This window comes from Streptomyces sp. NPDC030991, from assembly GCF_055571235.1.
This window is the reverse complement of the sequence record NZ_JBVIFR010000044.1, coordinates 1-17040: the sequence shown is the minus strand read 5'-3', so window position 1 is coordinate 17040 and position 17040 is coordinate 1. Positions and strand designations below refer to the sequence as shown.

Below are 17040 nucleotides of genomic sequence, written 5' to 3'. Positions count from 1 at the left end.
TATGTCATGGCAGGCCCACCAGTTCCTCCGACCGCTCCCACACCGCGTGCTGCAGACCGGTCCGGAACCGGGGCAGGGAGGGCGGCAGGAGGAAGGCGCCTGGGGTCGCGGAGTAGAAGCCGCCGCTGGACTCGGCGAACTGCGGATCGCCGGCGAGTCGCAGCGCCAACTCGGCGGCCTGCCGCGGGTTGCGGACCAGCGGGGTCCGTTCCACAAGGGAGAAGAGCGTGGGCGCCCCGGGGATGTTCCGCGTGAGGCCGGTGGAGACCAGACCGGGGCAGAAGGCGTTGGCGGTGATGCCGCGCTGCCTCCACCGGCGGGCGATCTCCTGGGTGACGAGCACATTGAGCAGCTTGGAGCGGGCGTAGACCGCCAGGGAACCGATGGGGCCGTACGTGCCGGGTGCGGCGAAGGTGTGCGGGTCGATGCGCACAACGCTGCGGTGGGATTCGGAGGCGACCATCACGATGCGTGCGGGCGTCCCGTGTTCCAGCAAGTCCGCCAGGAGATGGGTGAGGAGGAAGGGGCCCAGGTGGTTGGTGGCGATCATTCTGTCGAATCCGTCGGCACTGACCGCGGGGCGCAGGTCGTGCGTGCCGGCGTTGTTGACCAGGACGTCCAGGTGGGGAAGTTTCTGGTGGATTTGCTCTGCCGCCCGGCGGACCTCGTCCAGCGCGGAGAGGTCGGCGACCACCATGTGCAGGTCGGCGTTCGGGTGTTCCCGGCTCAGTTCCAGCCGGGTCCTTTCGCCGCGCTCTGGGTCGCGGCAGACGAACAGCAGGTGTGCTCCCGCCGAGATCAGTCCGCGGGCGATCTCCCGGCCGATGCCCGAGGTCGCTCCGGTGACCACGCAGTGCTTCCCGGCCAGGGGCGGCGTGGCGGGGTGGACTTTCCCCGGGTCGCCCGGTCCCGTCATGTGGTCATCTCCACGAGGTCGACGCCGGACATCTCCAGCAGCAGCCGGCCGTCATCGGTGGCCGCTCGGTGGACGCCACTGGCGTCGACGGACACCTGCAGCCGGTGACCGTGGCGCAGCAGCAGGTCGTGGTCGTTGGCGCCGTGGGTGTACAGGTGGATGCGTGAGATGGCGCGCGGGACGGGCAGCGGGCGGCCGGGCCGGTGGTCGGCGCGCAGCGCGGATGTCCGCAGTGCGGCGCACATCAAGAGCGCCGGTATCGTCAGCGTGCGCAGCCCGGGGTAGCCCGCGAGTTCGGGCGTCCAGATGCCCTGGGCGTGTGGTCCGTCGATGGTGCAGTGCGAGAGGTTGCGGAAGGGCCCGCGCAGCGATACCGGCGCCCCTGGCGGGCTGTAGGGGTCTTCGGCGGGTTGGGGGTCGGATGCTGCTGGCGCGTTCCACGGCGGGGGCTGTGGTGCGGGCCCGGGGGACAGCAGCACCTCGGTGTTGAAGTGGCGTAGTTTCCCCGGCTGCATCCGGCCGTCCGGCCCCAGAACGTCGGAGTGGATGCTCACCGTCACGGACGGCGGGCGGTCGTCGGTGTCCCACCGGGTCAGTCGTGCTCTGATGCGAAGGGGCGCCGGCCTGCTGCGGCTGTAGGGGCGGATGAAGGTGTCGAAACGGGCGTCCCTGAAGCCTGTGGCGAATGTTCCCGGGAGCAGTGCTTCAGCCGCCTGGGCGGCCATGTCCAGGATGAATGTCGCCGGTATTGTCGGTTCGTCGTTGACCAGGTGATCGTCGAGGTGGTGTTCCTCCTCCCGGTGCATCGGGTGAAGCCACTCTGCACTGCGGGCGGAGGGAGCGGGGGATGTCCGCCACGAGGGCACGAGCCGGCCGGCGGAGCGGTTTGTCGGTTCGGGGTGGACCAGGCCGGGGGCCTGACGATGCAGCCGGTCCCGCTCGGCCGGTCCCAGGTAGACGGCCGCGCCGCCCGCGCGCTGCGCGGCGGACAGCTCGCCGAGGAACTGGTGGGTTCCCTCGGTGGTGGAGATGGGGGTGAACTGCTCCTGGCGCGCGACGTGTTCTTGGAACAGGGCATCGGCGCCCATGCCGGTCTGACGCCACATGGTGAAGCCGACAGTGATCTCCGTCGGGCCTGTGGCGGTTTCCGCGGTGGCGTCCAGGTAGGCGTTGCCAGAGGCGTAGTCGGTGTCGCCGGGGGCGCCCGCGGTACCGGAGTACGAGCCGATGTTGCACCAAAGGGACGGGGGGCGCGGGCTCAGCGCGGCTTTGAGGTGCAGGTGGCCCAGTACCTTGGTGTCGCGTACCGCGCGGAATGTCTCGAGCTGCTTGTTGTCCAGCAGGGCCGAGGCGACCTGCCCTGCGGCGTGGACGACGAAGTCGACTCGTCCGGTGGCATGCAGCACCTGGCCGACGGCTTCGTGGACCGCGTTCTCGTCGCGTATGTCGCAGGGGAGGTAGTGCACGCGCTCGGGTCCGAACCGTTGCTTCAGCGTGTGCAGCGCGCGGTGCAGGTTGCGTTGCTTGAGCAGGGTGTCGGCGCGGGCGACGAGCGACCGCGCGGGCAGTTCGGGGCTTTGCAGGCGCAGTTGGCGGATCAGGGCGGCCCGGGCGTCGGTGAGCCGATCGTCTGTGACGGTTTCGAGTTCCGGGGGCAGGGGCGCCTGGTCGGTGCGGCCCAGCAGCCACAGGGTCGGCCGGGCATGTGCGGCAAGAGCTTCGAGCAGGGCTTGGACTATGCCGCCCGCCCCGCCTGTGATCAGGCCGACGGACTCGTCACCCACGGGCAGTTCGAGGAGCCGGGAGGGCGGGGTGAGCGGGATCGGGTGCAGTGCCTGGGTCCATCGCCGGCCCTGGAGATAGGCGATGGCAGCGGGCGGGAGAGGGCGCGTGGTGCGCTCGCGGGCGATGCGCGCGAGAGTGCCCGGATGGAGGTTCTCGTCACTGGTGAACGTGAAGGCCGCCGTTCCCGGACGCTCCCACCGCAGACTTTTGACGAATCCGTCGAAGAGCGCGGCTACCGGGTGCGCGCTGCGGGTGCTGGGGGCCGTGGTCAGCAGGATGCCAAGTGAACTCTCCGGCTGCCAGCGGGTCCAGAGCCGCTGAGTGATCAGAAAGACGACATCGTGGAGAGCCAGGGCGCGGGGAACGGAGAGGGTGTCGAGAGCACCGATGACGGTCAGATGCGGGCTCGCCCTGTCGACCGCCGCGAGGATCCGGTCCGTCGCGGCACGGGGCAGGGGCGTCTCGTCCGGCAGGTGCAGGACGAGTGAGTCACTGGCGTGCAGAGCGTCCTCGATCGGGACTCCGGTCTGCGGGGACGCGAGGAGTACGACGCCGCCTCGGGGCAGCGACGGGGGCGGCGGGCAGGGGCCGGTGTCATCGGGACGGGGCCCTGTGTCTGTCACGAGCTCCTTGCGGTAGCGGCGGGTAAGCCACCGGAGGGAGTGGGCCGCCGCCTCGGTGACGGCCGCCGGTGCCTGCCCGGGGACGGCGGGGTGGGCCGGGACGGTGGCGTGGGCGGGGACGGTGGCGTGGGCGGGTCGGGCAGGCGTGTCACCGGCGGGGCCGGGGGCGGGTGAGACCAGCAGAGCGGTTTCCTGGTGCGCGGCGGGAAGGCGGACGGGCGGGCCCCCCCGCTCCACCGCGCGCAGGACGGCGAGGGCGTGCTCGGCGGCGAGATAGCTGCGGTCCCCGGCCGGCGGTGCTCCCTGCCCCGGCGCTGTGCTGAAGGACAGCCGGGCCAGCACCGGAATGTCCCGGGCCCGGGCGATGTCCCCCGTGGTCACGGCCAGCAGGAAGGCGCCCTCGCCCAGGGCGGCGGGTCCGAGGCCCGCGAGGACGGCGTTGTCGGTGCTGCCGTTGCCGTTGACCGCGACGATCAGTGCCAGCTCCAGCTCTCCGGTCCGCAGGTAGCGGTGGGCGACCCGGAGGGCGGCGAGCGTGCTGTCCCGTCCGGCGTCGACGGTCATGCTCGGGCCGTGCAGGTCATAGCGGGCGGCTATGCGGGAGGCGATGACGTTGGGCAGGACACCGGCCTGCGAATCCTCGGTCGTCGCGGGGAAGGTGGCATGGAGTTCCTTCAGGCGGTGCGCGACCTGGGCGAAAGCTGTCTGGTCCCCGTGCTGGTCCAGCAGCCAGGACGCGTCGCGTGCGTAGCACCGCACCGCTGTTCCTTCCAGCCCCCGGGGCATCCCTGTGTGTGCGGCGATCACTCCGGTCGTCTCCCGGTCCTGTGCCCACAGCTCCCCGTGCTCGCCGGCAAAGCGGGCTGCCACCTGCAGGGCCATCAGCTGGCTGGGGTCGACGACCGGGACGGTCCGGCCGGACAGCCGGATCTCCGCAGGCGGCGGTGCGGGGTAGGGCCGTGGGAAGGCGGAATCGGGCGGGTCCGCCTCCCCGCGCAGCCAGTCGCGGACGGCGGCGGTGGAGGGGTGTCCGGGCAGGTGAGCCGACCAGGCGACCAGGACGAGCTCTGCGGAGTCCGGCCGGACGGGCGGCCCGGATCGTGCGTCGTGATCGTGTACGTCGTCGGTGACCAGCAGGTGCGCGTTGGTGCCGCCGAAGCCGAAGGCGGATATTCCGACCGTGCGGGAGCGGTCCTGGTCGGCGGGCAGGCGTACCGCCCGCGCCGGGACCCTGATCCGCGGAGCGTCTGCTGGCTCACGGGGGTGCTCGGGGTCCGCGGAAGGGTGCGCGGTGGACTCCTCCAGGGCTTCGGCTCCGAGCTGCCCGGGGATCCAGCCATGACGCAACGCCAGCAGTGCATGCATCAAGGACAGGACGCCCGCGGTCCACCCGGTGTGTCCGAACACGGGTTTGTTGCTGCTGTACCACTGGCCGCGCTCGTCGGCGAGTGCGGCCAGGACCTGGGACTCGACGCCGTCACCGGCCGGGGTGCCGGTGCCGTGCGCGATGACCCAGTCGATCTGCTGGGGGGTGATGCCGTTGACGGCCCGGGCTCGCTGAATAGCCCGTCGCTGACCGTCCGGGTTGGGCGCGGAGATGGACTTGCCGCGGCCGTCCGCGGCGCCTCCGAAGCCGACGAGGACCCCGAGGACGGGGTCACCGTCCTCTTGCGCCTTGCGCAGCGTTTTCAGTGTGACCAGTCCGGCGCCGTCGCTGAACAGCGTCCCGTCCGACGCACCGGTGAAGGCCCGGACCCGGCCCTGCGGGGAGAGCCCGCTCAGCTTGGCGAACATCACCGCCATGGTCGGGTCGATGACGTTGACGCCGCCGCAGTAGGCGAGGTCGCACTCCCCCGCCAGCAGGGCCTTGCTGCCAAGGTCCACGGCGTAGAGCGAAGAGGCACAGGCGGTGTCGACCACGAGGGTCTCGGCCATCCGTTCGGGAAGTCCGTCGAAGGCACGGCGCAGCAGGGCGTCGGGAGCAGCGGCCCGGTCCAGCGGCACCGCATGCCGGTAGTGCTCCAGCACAGCTGCGCGGACCTTGTCCCTCTGCGCATCGTCCGGCGCCGCCTGGACGAGGGTCTGCACCAGCATCGACTCCACGAGGCTCTGGCTGCCGCCCGGCCAGGTGCCGACGTAGGCTCCACAACGGTCGCCGCGGGCCACCCGGACTCCGGTGCGTGCCTGCAACACTGTGTGGCGCAGCCAGCGGGCCGCATGATCGGGACTGGGGCCGCCGTCTCGCTCTGCCTCGGCCAGTGCGGGGTGAGGGCGGAAGTCGTGCAGATATCCGGCCCGGCGGGCATAGGTACGGTCCGCATCGCGCCGGTCCTGGGACCAGAAGCGGCTCAGTTCGAAGCGGTCCCCCGGTTCACTGAACACGTCCTGTCGCCCGTTGAGGGTTCGCCACAGCTCGGCAGGACTGCAGGCCCCCGGCACCGCGACACCCATACCTACGACGGCGATCAGCTGGTCGGCGGTGTGCCGCCGCGTCATCGTGCCTGCTCCTGCACCAGCTCGGCGATCTTCTCCAGGGTGGTCGCGCGGACCCTGCGCTCGGCAGGCGGGTCCGCCAGCCCGTACTGCTGGCGAACCCGCTGGAAGAGGGCGAGTTGTTTGGCCGAGTCGACGCCGAGGTCGGCTTCCAGGTCGATGTCGCAGGTCAGCATCTCCACCGGGAACCCGAGATCTTCCGCATACAAGGTGGCGAGCTCACTCAGTATCTCGGTGCGGTCGGGGCCCGTGCGGCTCGCGGGGGGCTGCGCGGCGGGTTGCGTCGCCGGCTGTGCCGGCGGCTGGCCCGTCCCGTCCTGGGACTGGTGCTGGGCGGCGGTGCGCGGACTCCACTCCACCTCGATGTCGGCGTCACGCAGCAGGGCGATGGTCGCCTCGATGTCGCCGCGGCTGGGCAGGAGCGGAAGAGCCCGCACGGACGGCGGTAGCGACGTGCGGACAATGCCGGTGAGTGCCTGGCGGGCACCCACCTCGATGAACGTCGTGGTGCCGGTGCGAAACAGGGTGAGCAGGGCGTCGTAGAAGTGCACGGGCGCCACCATGTTGCGGGCGATCACCTCCCGGACGTCCTCGACTGTCCGTACGTCCCGGCCCAGGACTGGTGAGAAGACCCTCGTGCGGGGTGCGGTGGGCCGGATCTGTGCCGTGGCGTCGCGGAAGATGTCCGCTGCGCCGTGCAGAACGGGGTGGTGGAACGCGTACGGGGCCCGCAGGCGGGTGGCCCGGAAACCCAAGCTGGTGGCCAGCTCTTCCGCTGTGTGCAGGGCAGGGGCGGGACCGGAGACGACCGTCTGGCCCGGCCCGTTGTCGATGGCCAGGCGCAGTGCGGGGTCGTCGAGCAGACCCAGAAGGTGCTGTGTGCGCCAGGCGGGGAGGTCGAGAGCGAGGAGTCCTCCCTCGGTCGGCGCGGCGCGCTGGAATGCCGTTGTGCGGGCGCATGCCATCTGGGCGACCTCGGCGGCCGAGACCACACCGGCGGCGGACAGGGCGGCGAACTCGCCGAAGCTGTGGCCGACCAGGACGTCCGCGCGCAGGCCGAGTCCGGTGAGTATCTCGAAGCCGGCCGCGTTGGCAGCGTAGATCGCCAAATCCAGCCGATCACTGTTCTTGCTGAGGAGCTCGTCCAACGGGATCGCGTCCCGCTCCAGTAAGAGCTGGCTCACCGGTTCGATTCCGTGCTCGGCGGCCACCGTGTCGACGGTGTCCAGCACCTCGACCGCTGCGGGGAAGTGGCGGGCCCGGTCCGCGAGTACCCCGGGCAGGTAGGCGCCCTGGCCCGGGAAGAGGACCGCTGTGCGTGCCGTCATGGTCATGCCTTTCGAACAATGAGGGGGGCAGTTGGGGGTGTGGGGGGCAGTGGGCTGTGCGGTGGGCTAGGGCTGTGGGTCAAGAGGGAGCAGTCCCTGGCGGCCGTAGAAGTCCTTGGCGATGGTGAGGGCATTGAGGGTGCGCGGGAATCCGGCATACGCGCTGAGGTGGGCGAACACCGCGACGACGGACGCGGGAGGAATCTGCAGTCGGTGCGCGATCGCCAGATGGATTTTCAGTTCTTTCTCGGTGTCCCCGAGAGCGGCGAGAGCTGCCAGCGTCACCAGTTCGCGTTCCCGCGGACCGAGTCCGGGCTGGTGGTGCAGCGTTCCGAAGACGGTCTCGATCAGCAGGCGTGCCGTTCCGTTGCTGATCGGCGCCAGTTCGTCGAGGAACTCACGTACCGATTCGCTGCCCGCCAGATCGCCTGCGAGCCGCAGCCCACGTTCATACGTTTCTTCCCCGGGTCCGCTGGGGCGCTCTGCGTCATTCACTCCGGTCATCAGCGGCGATTTCCCTGCGTGCGTCGGCTATTGGGGCAAGTTGTCGTGACGGAATGACGGAACGTCGTTGCGCGCCCCGCGTAATGTGGCGGCCAATGCAGCTCTGGTCGCCGAAGGCTGGATGATGGCGTCGACGGCGAAGCTCTCTGCGGCACGGTGCGGGGCCATCACGTTGTCCCGGTAGTCCTGCAGGAGCTGGTCCTGGCGGTGTGGATGCTCGACCAGTTCACGACGGTGGATCACACTGACGGCCCCCTCCGCGCCCATCACCGCTATCTGGGCGGTGGGCCACGAGAAGACCTGATCGGCGCCCAGCGATTTGGAGTTCATCGCGATGTAGGCGCCACCGAACGCTTTGCGCAGTACGACAGTGACCCGCGGCACGGTGGCCTCTGAGAAGGCATAGAGCAGTTTCGCCCCCCGCCGGATGACACCGGCACGCTCCTGGTCGCGGCCCGGCAGGAAACCAGGGGTATCGACCAGGACGATCAGAGGCAGCCCGAACGCGTCACACAGGCGAACGAACCGTCCTCCCTTGTCACCCGCGCGGGCGTCGAGAACGCCGCCGAGATGCAGCGGCTGATTCGCAACGACCCCCACCGCTCTGCCCTCCAGGCGGGCGAAGCCGGTGACCAGATTGGGGGCGAAATGCGGTTGCAGTTCCAGGTAGGAGTGGGCGTCGACAATGCCCTCGATCACCTTGCGGACGTCGTAGACCTTGCGCTGATCGGCCGGAACGGGCGGAAGCTCCTTCGGTGGGTTGGCCGGCCGCGACGGGGGCTGGTGCCAGGCGGAGTCCGGGAGGTAGGAGAGCACCTTCCGGGCCAGCCCGACGGCCTCCTGCTCGTCACCGGCTACCAGGTGCGCGAGACCGGAGTGGTGGCTGTGCATCCGCGAGCCGCCGATTTCCTCCCCCGACAGGTCCTCTCCGGTAACTGCCTTCACCACCGCCGGACCGGTCAGAAACATCTGTCCGCGGTCGCGCACCATAATGATGACGTCGGTGAGCGCCGGCGAGTAGACGGCGCCGCCCGCGCACGTGCCGAGAACGACACTGATCTGTGGTATTCGCCCTGACGCAAGCACGTTCTGGCGGAAGATGGCACCGTATCCGGCCAGTGCCAAAACGCCTTCCTGGATGCGGGCGCCGGCAGAGTCAAGCAGGCCCACCAGGGGACGGCGGTTCTTCAGTGCGCGTTCTTGTGCCTGCAGAATCTTCAGGGCATGCATCTCACCTAGGGATCCGCCCAGAACGGTCTTGTCCTGCGCGAACACCAGAAGGGGGCGGCCTTCGATCTGGGCATTACCGGTCATCACACCGTCCCCCTGGGCACGGTGCCGCAAGCTGCCTCCACTCCTCGCCGTTGCGTGCTCTCCGAACTCGTGGAAACTTCCGGGGTCGACGAGCCAACGTAATCGATCACCAGGAAGACCGAGGCTTCGAGAATGATCCTGTGACATGACACCGACCACTGGCGACTCCCTGCATGGGTAACGGGGAAGTTTGTCGGGCTTCGGCTTCTGGAAACCTGCGCCCTGTGACGTAACGCATCGAAGCAGAAACGCCTGGGGGCAAGCAGGTGCGCGAACCAGGCGAGAGAGGGGTGAGGACGCGCATCGGGCAGTGCGCGGACAACCGAAGCGAGTTGTGCAACCGCAGCCGGAACTCCGGCCGGCGTAGCACACCCGAGGATTTGTTCGCTGCTCTGTTGTTCCTCCAACAACTGTCATCCCCGGCACAGTTGTTGTCTAGGGCGCATCGAAAGGAAGAGGAGCATGCCAAAAGGAATAACGCACCTCACGCACGCCTGTGCGCCGGGTGTAGATAGCACTCACCGGGGAACGGACCGTGGCGGCACGAGCCGCCCCGTCCCCCTGGCTCGGCCCGGCCAGTGCCCCCCGACGGGCTATACGCCCCAGTAGGCAGTGCCCGCCGGGTCCGCGCCTTCGGCCTGCGCCTTACCCTGACAGCAGACTGGACCCGCCACCCTTTTTCGGGAGCAGCCACAGCACGGGCTCATCAAGCGTGCCCCTCCGGGCGTCAGCGATCCGGCCCGGCAACCGTCACCGTCGTATCACGGCGGCACACCATGAGCGGTCATCGGCCGGCACCGGACGAAAAGGTGACACCCGGCGCGCAAGGGGCGTGCAGGGCACCGGCCAGGCACGCCCCCCCGGTCGGACTATGGCCGCCGTCGCACCCATCGGTCACATTGAGATCGGTCCCCATCGCTCGCACACACACGTCACTCGAAGGGCCTTCAGTGAAAACACGTATCACGAGGGCGGCAGCGGCCGCGCTCAGTACGCTCTGCATCACGCTCTTCGCCGGTCCCCTCTCCGCGGCCGCAGCCGAGCAAGACCCCTTAGCGCTGGTCGTCTGCGCGGGTACGGCGCAGCAGAGCTACTCCCCCGCCCTGAACACCACCACTCGTCCGACCCACATCACTTCCACGCACGATTACCCGACCTGCCTCGATGTGTCGCTCGACCCTGCGCCAACGGTCTCCTCCGCCACCACCGGGCTGGACTACACCACGGACGCGAACTGCCTCGTCGCCCCTCCCATCACCCACCCGCCGCTCGATCTGCGGTGGAGCAATGGCCAGCACAGCTATGCGACTGTGACCACCGTCGTCACCCGCAGCACCGGAAGCACGATCGTGACCAGCATCGGCACGATCGCATCGGGACTCTTCGCCGGCCACGTCGTGCACGAGATCGTCACCTACCCAAGCCTCGACATCGTTGGCTGTCTCACCACCGGAGTCACCAGCGTCAGCGGCCTCACGACCCTGGAGGTGGTATAGAAGAGCATTTTGTCCCGGTGAGGTGTTTTGGTTCGAGGTTCAGGTGTCGCGCCAGTTCAGGGTGGATTTGCGGGTGAGACGTCGACGGGCCCTGACCTCGAATTCTGAACACGGGTCATGCGTCCGCGGACAGGTAGAAGGCCAGCAAGATCGTTGATACGGCTGCGGGTCCCGGCTGCCGTCGCCACGCTGCTCAGCGGGTTACCGGCTTCCGTACCATAGGATGGTTTGCCCGATGGGAGACGAACCCGCGGCGTCACGACTTGTTTCCGCCCGGCAGCGTGGACTTCTTCGTCCTCTTCTCCTCCACCGGGCAGTTCATCCGCAACACCGAAGCAGCAGTGTGCTGTCGACCTTGGGGGCCAGCACACGGTCCAGGGAAGCGACCTCGAGCTGGCCGATCAGTTGATTCTCGCTGACGCCGGCGATGTGGACGACACCCCGGACGGGAGGCAGATCCTCCGTGGCAGCGGCCAGTGCGCGGCGGGCGCCCGGGATACCAGCTGGACGATCTGTTGCTTGACCTGGCTGTTGAGGGTGAGATGGTGCACTTCCGGGTGGGCGGCCGGGCGGTGATGCTGATCCCGCACCCCGAGCCGGGCCAGGAGGAGGACGCGCTGCCGTGCGACTATCAGCGCATCATCACCGCCGTGCGGCAGGCCGCCGGACCGGTCATTGGCCCGCGAGGTCGGCGAGGCAGTGGGGGTGGACGTCAGCGTGAAGGCCAAGCTGGAACCGCTGCGCGGCAAGCTGGTCAGACTCGTCGATCGCGGCTGGCTGCGGAAACTGCCCGACGGCCGGTTCACCACCCGCCTGTGACCAGCGACACCGCCACTCGGAGCGGCTCGGCACGGGCGTAACCGGGGTGTCCCGGAGGCGTGACGAATACCGAAGAGCGCGCCGAGGGCACCTTCCCGCTTGTCTACCAGTGCCGTCTGCCGCTGTCCACGCGCACCGTCAGCCACCTCGCTGATCTGCTACGGCGTCATCTGAGGACGATTCGGTCCCGGTGGCGAATCCTGCCGCCCGGGAAGATCGCGGTGATCGTCCTGGCCGTGCTGCGTCACGACCAGCGCCTGGCCGACATGGCCGGCGGAAACGGCGTGTCCGAGTCCACGGTCCGCCGCTGGCGGGACGAGATGATCGGACTGCTCGCCGCCCAGGCCCCGCGCCTGGACCGCGCCCTGGTGAAGGTCGCCAGGCAGGGCGGGGAGGTGGTCCTGATCGACGGCACCCTCATCCGCTCCAGACGCCGCACCGGCAAGGCCGACCGGCGGAACTACTCCGGCAAGCACCGAACTCATGGCCTGCACTTCCTCGCCCTGACCGACGAGAACGGGCGCCTGATCTGGATATCCGCCGCGCGGCCTGGCCGCACCCACCACACACCGCCGCCCGCCACGACCACATCCTGACCCACCTGCGCGCCGCCGGCCTCGGAGCGCTGGCCGACCTCGGCTCCGCGGCCTGGACAACGACATCCTCGCCTCCGTGATCGTCACCGGCTACGCCGCCAGCCGCACCCACAAACTCACCCCAGACAAGAAGGAAGCCAACCGCGTCCTCGCCGTCGGACGCGCGCCGGTCGAGCACGGCTTCGCCCACCTCAAGAACTGGCGGATCCTCACCAAGTTCCGCACCGACCCCGCCCGCGCCACCCAGCTCCTGTGAGCCCTGCTCGTCTTGCCGAACCTCGAAGTCAACCGCTGACGAATGATCTCCGCCGTGGACTTCCGCCCACGACCAGCACGAGGGCCCCGAGGACCGGTCACACCAGTCCGTTGACCTGCGACTTCAAGTTGGCGGAGGCTCACTGTCGGAATCGCGCGTAAGCGCAGGGGGCGTTGACAGCTTGCACGAGCTCTCGCAAGCCGATTCCCGGACCTGGAAGGTCGACGGCCCTGCCCGAGGACGCAGTCCAGACCGGCCATTTCCCCCCCGATGCTGCAAACCGTAGCTATCCAACGGCCCAATCCCATCTCCCGGCATTGAGTCTGTCTGCGGGTCTACGTCCGGACGCGTCACGTCGGCTTCCCTTGCGTGAGCCGTCCGAGCCCAGGCGGCGTCGTCCTGCCGGTGCTCACCGTCTCGGCCGAGGTGGGGAGGCGTCTCGACCACCTCGGCATGGGCTTAGCTCGCTGACGGCCGGTCAGTCCTTCCTCGCCTCGGGCTCTCCCGGAAGGTAGGAGATGTAGGTGTGGTGGGCCGCGGTGAGGTCGTCGAGGACGATGCCGCGCTCCTGTGCGGCGAGTGCGGCGACCTCGTACTGGATGCTGTCGCTGAGTTCGTGGACGACCGGGTCGAGAACCGGGGAGGACGCGAGGCGCACCACGGCGAGTGCCTGGGCGGCGAAGCTGAAGTCCATGGCGGTGGCCGCGTGACCGCCGCCTCCCGCGGTATTGACCGGACCGCCTTCCGCGAGCAGCAGTCTGCGGCGGCCGGACGCCGCGGTGTACTGCGTGACGTCCGGCAGGAGTTCCTCGACGGCCGCACTGTCCGCGGCGAGTGCCTCCGTGTCGATCTCTGCGGTGCCGTGTCCGGCGTTGGCGAGGATGACGTTGTCCCGGAGGCTGTCCAGGTGGACGGCGGACAGGACACCGATGCTGCCTGTCGCGGTCAGGACGATGTCCGCGAGAGGCGCCGCAGAGGCCATCGGCAGGACCCGGTGCCCGGCCATCACCGCTTCCATGGCGCGCAGGGGATGGACCTCGGTGACGACGACCTCCGCGCCCAGGCCCCGGGCGCGTTCGGCGATGCCCTTGCCGATGTTGCCGTACCCGGCCACCACGAGGCAGGAGCCGGCCACGGAAGCGTTGGTGAGTGTGATCAGGGCGTTGAGTGCGCTGGCACCGGTGCCCTGCCGGTTGTCGAAGGTGCTTTTGAGAACGGAACCGTCGATGGCAGTGACGGGGAAGGTGAGTTTGCCCCTGGCGGCGAAGCTGCGCACTTTCTTGACCCCGGCCAGCGTGTGGACGCAGGCCCCCCGCAGCTCGGCGACCTGGGCGGGGCGTTCGGCGTGCAACAGGCCGAGCAGCGCGCCCGCCTCGTCGATGACGATGTCCGGCCGCTGGTCGAGGAGGGCCAGATGGTTGCGGCGGGCCTCCGACCGTTCACGGGCGAGACCCGCGACGACCTGGATGCCTTCCTGCTGGTCCAGCCAATGCGCGGTCTCCGTGTCGGTGGACTTCGGGTTCGACCCGCAGACCGCGACCCGTGCCCCCGCGTCGCGGTAGGCGAGCAGAAGAGGAACGGTGGACGGCAGCAGGTGCAGGTCGGCGGCGATGCGTACGCCCGCCAAGGGGCGCTCGGCCGCGAAGCGCCGTCGCAGAGCGCGTAGCACCGGCATCGTCCGCCGGGCCAGGTCCACGGAGCCCGGTGCCCTGCTCGCGGCCGGTGCACCATCCTCTTGAGTGATCATCTGCGTGCCCTTCTCGGTACAGGCGGTGGGGGAAGGGGGGTTGCGCCCCCGTTGGCCGGGTGATTCAGGTGCGCAGGCCCTCGGCGAGCCCTTCGAGTCCGGCCGTGAAGATGTCGCGACCGAAGAACGCGCGAAGCCGCTCGGTGTCACCGGGGTCCAGGGGTGTGAAGTCCGCCCACCAGTGGGCGAGGGTGGTGCCGGGCGCGGGTCCCGCCTCGACGCGCAGAGTCGCGGTGTAGGCCGCGAGAGGAAAAGGCGCGCTCAGAAATTCGTACACGCATTCATGTGTTGTGTCTCCGCGCTCGATGTGCTCGACGAGACGTTCCCGGATGACACCTCCGTCCGCCGTGGTCAGACGTCGTACGTGTCCGGCAAGGGCGGGGTCGGAGGGGCCGCCGTCGTGGTGACTGTCGGCCAGCAGAGGGTGCCAGGCCGCGATGTCGTCGAACGCGGCGACGAACTGCCATGCCCGGTCAGGTGCTACGGACAGCACGGCCTGCGCCTCGGCGCGCGGCGGCGTGGTGGTTCCGCGAAGGATGGTGAAGTCGTCCTCGTGGAAGGACGGTGCCACGACACAGCTCATCAGGACGTCGTGCTCCCCGGACGGCAGGGCGCTCTGCCAATGCCCGGCGGGAACGACCGCTTGCGGACGCTGTCCGTTCTCGATATCAGGCCCGAGTTCGACGGTGGTGATCTGGGAGAGGTCGGGATGCGGTCCCGGAGGGGCGAGGAGAAGCCGCAGGGGCCCGCCGCGGTGCCACAGCCAGAGCTCGTCGGAACGGACGCTGTGCCAGCGGGACTTCTCGCCGGGCCGGAGGTAGTAGTAGATGCCGCTGGCCGCGGTCCGCGTACCGTCGTAGCCCTCCGGTCGGTAGTCCGCCCCGTGTCCGGTCCTCCAGGTCTCGGCGTACCAGCCGCCCTCCACGTGTGGGGCCATGTCGAGCAAATCGGCGACTGCGGGACGGGCTGACGATTCGTTCATGGGGGAGACTCCTCGAACGCCGGAGGGGCACGGAATGGGCTGACCGCGGGGCGGGGCGCCGCACCACCGGCGGCCCCAGGGCGACCTTCTCATCCCACTCTCAACGACAGGTTCCACAACGAGAACGAAGTAACAGGGGCGCTGGAAGCACAAGGACGCACATGCCCGCCCCTCCGACGAGCCCCCGGCGCACCACGCGTCACCCGCGCCGGGGGCGTGTACCTCGTGACACCTCGAATGCGCCCTGTGCTGCACTCCTCTCCGCCAAGGGGAGATTCACTGGACAACGCATGGCTCCGAGGCGAGCGTTGACGGGATACAGGAAGAGATCTGGGACTCCGATACAGCCCAGCGGTACTGTCCCGCGCGTTAGCGTCGTGCGCAGTCGCGAGGTGGAGGTCTGGGGTGGGTGATCCGGGCGCGAACATGACGCTGCTCCAGCGGATCGCGGACGTGCAGGGCGGTCCCGACGGATGGGTGTCGGCAGTGGAGGGCCTGGACGCGCATACCGCGGGTCCACTGGTCAGGCTGGGGCTGCTGCGCGAGGCGTCCACCGAGGACCGCGCGGAGGCGTCCGCGCGAGCCGGCCGGCCGGTGCACTGGGCCGTGCAAGTGACCGCCGATGGCAACGACGTGCTGGTGTACGCGCGCCAGTGCGCTGTCGTGCCGGTCCAGGAGTCGCCGGAGCCCGGCCTGCAGAAAGTCGCTGTGCGCCGCGGTGAGTTGGACATCCTGGAACGGTTCGTGACGGTGGGCGGGCAGCTGGTGGAAGGGCCCTGCGCCGGCTTCGCCGCCGCCATCGAGGCGGCGCGTTTCGACCCGGCGTCGAACCGGTGGATCCTGTACGTGGACGGCGCGCAGATGAAGTCGATGGCCCGCGCCTTCTTCCTGGAACGGCACGGCGGGGCCTCCGCCGGCCCGGCCAACCGGTTCGCCCGCATCTACGGGGTGATCTACCCGCCGCGGGTCCTGGGGTTCACACCCGAGGCGCAGCGCGGGAAGGCACCGTGACGGCGGGCGGGCGGGCGCGGCGTCGCGCCCGGTGCCCGGGTCCCCGCCGTCGTGGCGTGGCCGGGTGCCGGACAGCGCCTCCGAGCGGGGGCCGGCAGCGTGCCGTGCCCCTGCGGGTCGAAAGCAGAGTTGCAGAGGAACGAGGGGGTTCTCGGTGTTCATCAGGGGGCGGGTTCGTAGGCGACGGCGGCGTACCCGCACCCATCCGCCACCTTGTTCAGCGCGGTGATCTCGGCCGGGTCAGCCGTGAGCTTCCAGCGCAGCTTGGTCGACACCCAGTCGGTGACGTACTGCCAGTAGGCCTCCGCGGCCGGCGGCAGCCACTGGGCCGGGTCCTGGTCGGCCTTGCTGCGATTCGTGCGGGCCCTCACCGCGATCAGCGAACGCTCAGCATCCAGGTCGTTCGCGTACGCCTCACGCCGGTCCGGCGTCCACTGCCCCGCGCCGGAATCCCAGGCCTCGGCGAGCGGGACCAGGTGGTCGATGTCGAGCCTCGCAGGATCAGTGACCGTGGCGCCGTCGTAGTAGCTGAACCACGTCCCCGAGGCCACTGTGCACGCCCCCTCAAGGACGGGCTCGGTCCGTGATTCCGCGATCAGCACCTCCGCGCGGGTGTTGCAGTGGTCATGGTCGGCGTCCACCCAGTGCCCGAACCTGGTTCGCTCATAGCCCGTCCGGTCTTCCGTCGCGCGTGGGAAGGACGCGATCCCGTCCTGCAGACGGACCTGCACCACCCCGGCCCGGGTCTCGGCATGGGCCGGGGTGGTGGTGGGGAGCAGGGCAGCACAAGGAACGCGACGGCCGCAAAGCCGCGCATCGTCGTGGTGTTCATGCGCCCGTTGCTACCGCTGTCGGCGCCCCGACGTCAGTCGAATCCCCGCATGCTCACCCGGCTGCCTGAGATGGTCGTACCGGAGAAACGATGCTCGCCGACCCGGTGGCTGTCGCCTCCGCCCGCAGGGCGGAGGGTGGCCCGTGGAGCAATGGGTGCAGTGCTCCGCCTGCGGGCGGGCGGTGGTTTCACTTCTCTGAGGGGATGCGTGCGGCGATCTCCCGGGCGAACCACCGGCTCGAACAGTGCCCAGCGGGCATCGGACAGATCACTCGGATAAGCGCGACGGTCAGCCATGCCATTGGTGTACCGCCGTACAGGGGCGTGCGCCCAGGCGT

Annotated in this window: 13 protein-coding genes; 4 read left to right on the top strand and 9 right to left on the bottom strand. The window is 69.5% G+C overall.

Annotated elements, in window-relative coordinates:
• Positions 1-4 precede the first annotated feature (4 nt).
• The 5 genes from ACZ45E_RS39130 to ACZ45E_RS39110 form a co-directional block, all read right to left on the bottom strand.
• Complete coding sequence (locus tag ACZ45E_RS39130; protein WP_468231143.1) at positions 5-916, bottom strand: SDR family NAD(P)-dependent oxidoreductase; 912 nt, start codon at positions 914-916, stop codon at positions 5-7.
• On the bottom strand, positions 913-5820 hold the full coding sequence (locus tag ACZ45E_RS39125; RefSeq protein WP_468231140.1) for an SDR family NAD(P)-dependent oxidoreductase: 4908 nt from the start codon (positions 5818-5820) through the stop codon (positions 913-915). Before ACZ45E_RS39125 ends, ACZ45E_RS39130 begins: the two co-directional genes overlap by 4 nt.
• Positions 5817-7145, bottom strand: coding sequence for an acyltransferase domain-containing protein (locus ACZ45E_RS39120; protein ID WP_468231137.1), 1329 nt, complete (start codon positions 7143-7145; stop codon positions 5817-5819). Before ACZ45E_RS39120 ends, ACZ45E_RS39125 begins: the two co-directional genes overlap by 4 nt.
• 66 nt (positions 7146-7211) lie before the next feature.
• On the bottom strand, positions 7212-7649 hold the full coding sequence (locus ACZ45E_RS39115; protein WP_468231134.1) for a carboxymuconolactone decarboxylase family protein: 438 nt from the start codon (positions 7647-7649) through the stop codon (positions 7212-7214).
• Positions 7650-7676: 27 nt separating this feature from the next.
• Positions 7677-9110: an acyl-CoA carboxylase subunit beta gene (locus ACZ45E_RS39110; RefSeq protein ID WP_468231176.1), complete on the bottom strand. Its 1434-nt coding sequence runs from the start codon at positions 9108-9110 to the stop codon at positions 7677-7679.
• Positions 9111-9913: 803 nt separating this feature from the next.
• Between ACZ45E_RS39110 and ACZ45E_RS39105 the strand changes: the two genes are divergently transcribed.
• Positions 9914-10459: a hypothetical protein gene (locus ACZ45E_RS39105; protein ID WP_468231131.1), complete on the top strand. Its 546-nt coding sequence runs from the start codon at positions 9914-9916 to the stop codon at positions 10457-10459.
• Between the two features lie 318 nt (positions 10460-10777).
• Here the strand turns inward: ACZ45E_RS39105 and ACZ45E_RS39100 are convergent, their stop codons facing one another.
• Entirely contained in the window at positions 10778-10936 is a 159-nt protein-coding gene (locus ACZ45E_RS39100) for a KR domain-containing protein (protein ID WP_468231174.1), read from the bottom strand.
• 401 nt (positions 10937-11337) lie between these two features.
• On the opposite strand from ACZ45E_RS39100, the gene ACZ45E_RS39095 reads away from it, so the two are divergent.
• Positions 11338-11874 (top strand): transposase family protein, encoded by a 537-nt coding sequence (locus ACZ45E_RS39095; RefSeq protein ID WP_468231128.1) that lies wholly within the window; start codon positions 11338-11340, stop codon positions 11872-11874.
• A 76-nt stretch (positions 11875-11950) separates the two neighbouring features.
• Complete coding sequence (locus tag ACZ45E_RS39090; RefSeq protein WP_468231126.1) at positions 11951-12130, top strand: hypothetical protein; 180 nt, start codon at positions 11951-11953, stop codon at positions 12128-12130.
• A gap of 478 nt (positions 12131-12608) precedes the next feature.
• Here ACZ45E_RS39090 and ACZ45E_RS39085 read toward each other — a convergent pair whose 3' ends face one another.
• Both ACZ45E_RS39085 and ACZ45E_RS39080 read right to left on the bottom strand, forming a co-directional pair.
• A complete protein-coding gene (locus ACZ45E_RS39085) occupies positions 12609-13877 on the bottom strand; it encodes an adenosylhomocysteinase (RefSeq protein WP_468231123.1) in 1269 nt (422 codons plus the stop codon).
• A gap of 64 nt (positions 13878-13941) precedes the next feature.
• Positions 13942-14859 carry a cupin domain-containing protein gene (locus tag ACZ45E_RS39080; RefSeq protein ID WP_468231120.1) on the bottom strand — a complete coding sequence of 306 codons (918 nt, stop codon included), beginning with the start codon at positions 14857-14859 and terminating at the stop codon, positions 13942-13944.
• Between the two features lie 405 nt (positions 14860-15264).
• Here ACZ45E_RS39080 and ACZ45E_RS39075 point away from each other — a divergent pair, with 405 nt between their 5' ends.
• Complete coding sequence (locus tag ACZ45E_RS39075) at positions 15265-15870, top strand: DUF6417 family protein (protein ID WP_468231117.1); 606 nt, start codon at positions 15265-15267, stop codon at positions 15868-15870.
• 161 nt (positions 15871-16031) lie between these two features.
• Here the strand turns inward: ACZ45E_RS39075 and ACZ45E_RS39070 are convergent, their stop codons facing one another.
• Positions 16032-16511, bottom strand: coding sequence for an HNH endonuclease family protein (locus ACZ45E_RS39070; RefSeq protein WP_468231114.1), 480 nt, complete (start codon positions 16509-16511; stop codon positions 16032-16034).
• Between the last annotated feature and the right edge of the window lie 529 nt (positions 16512-17040).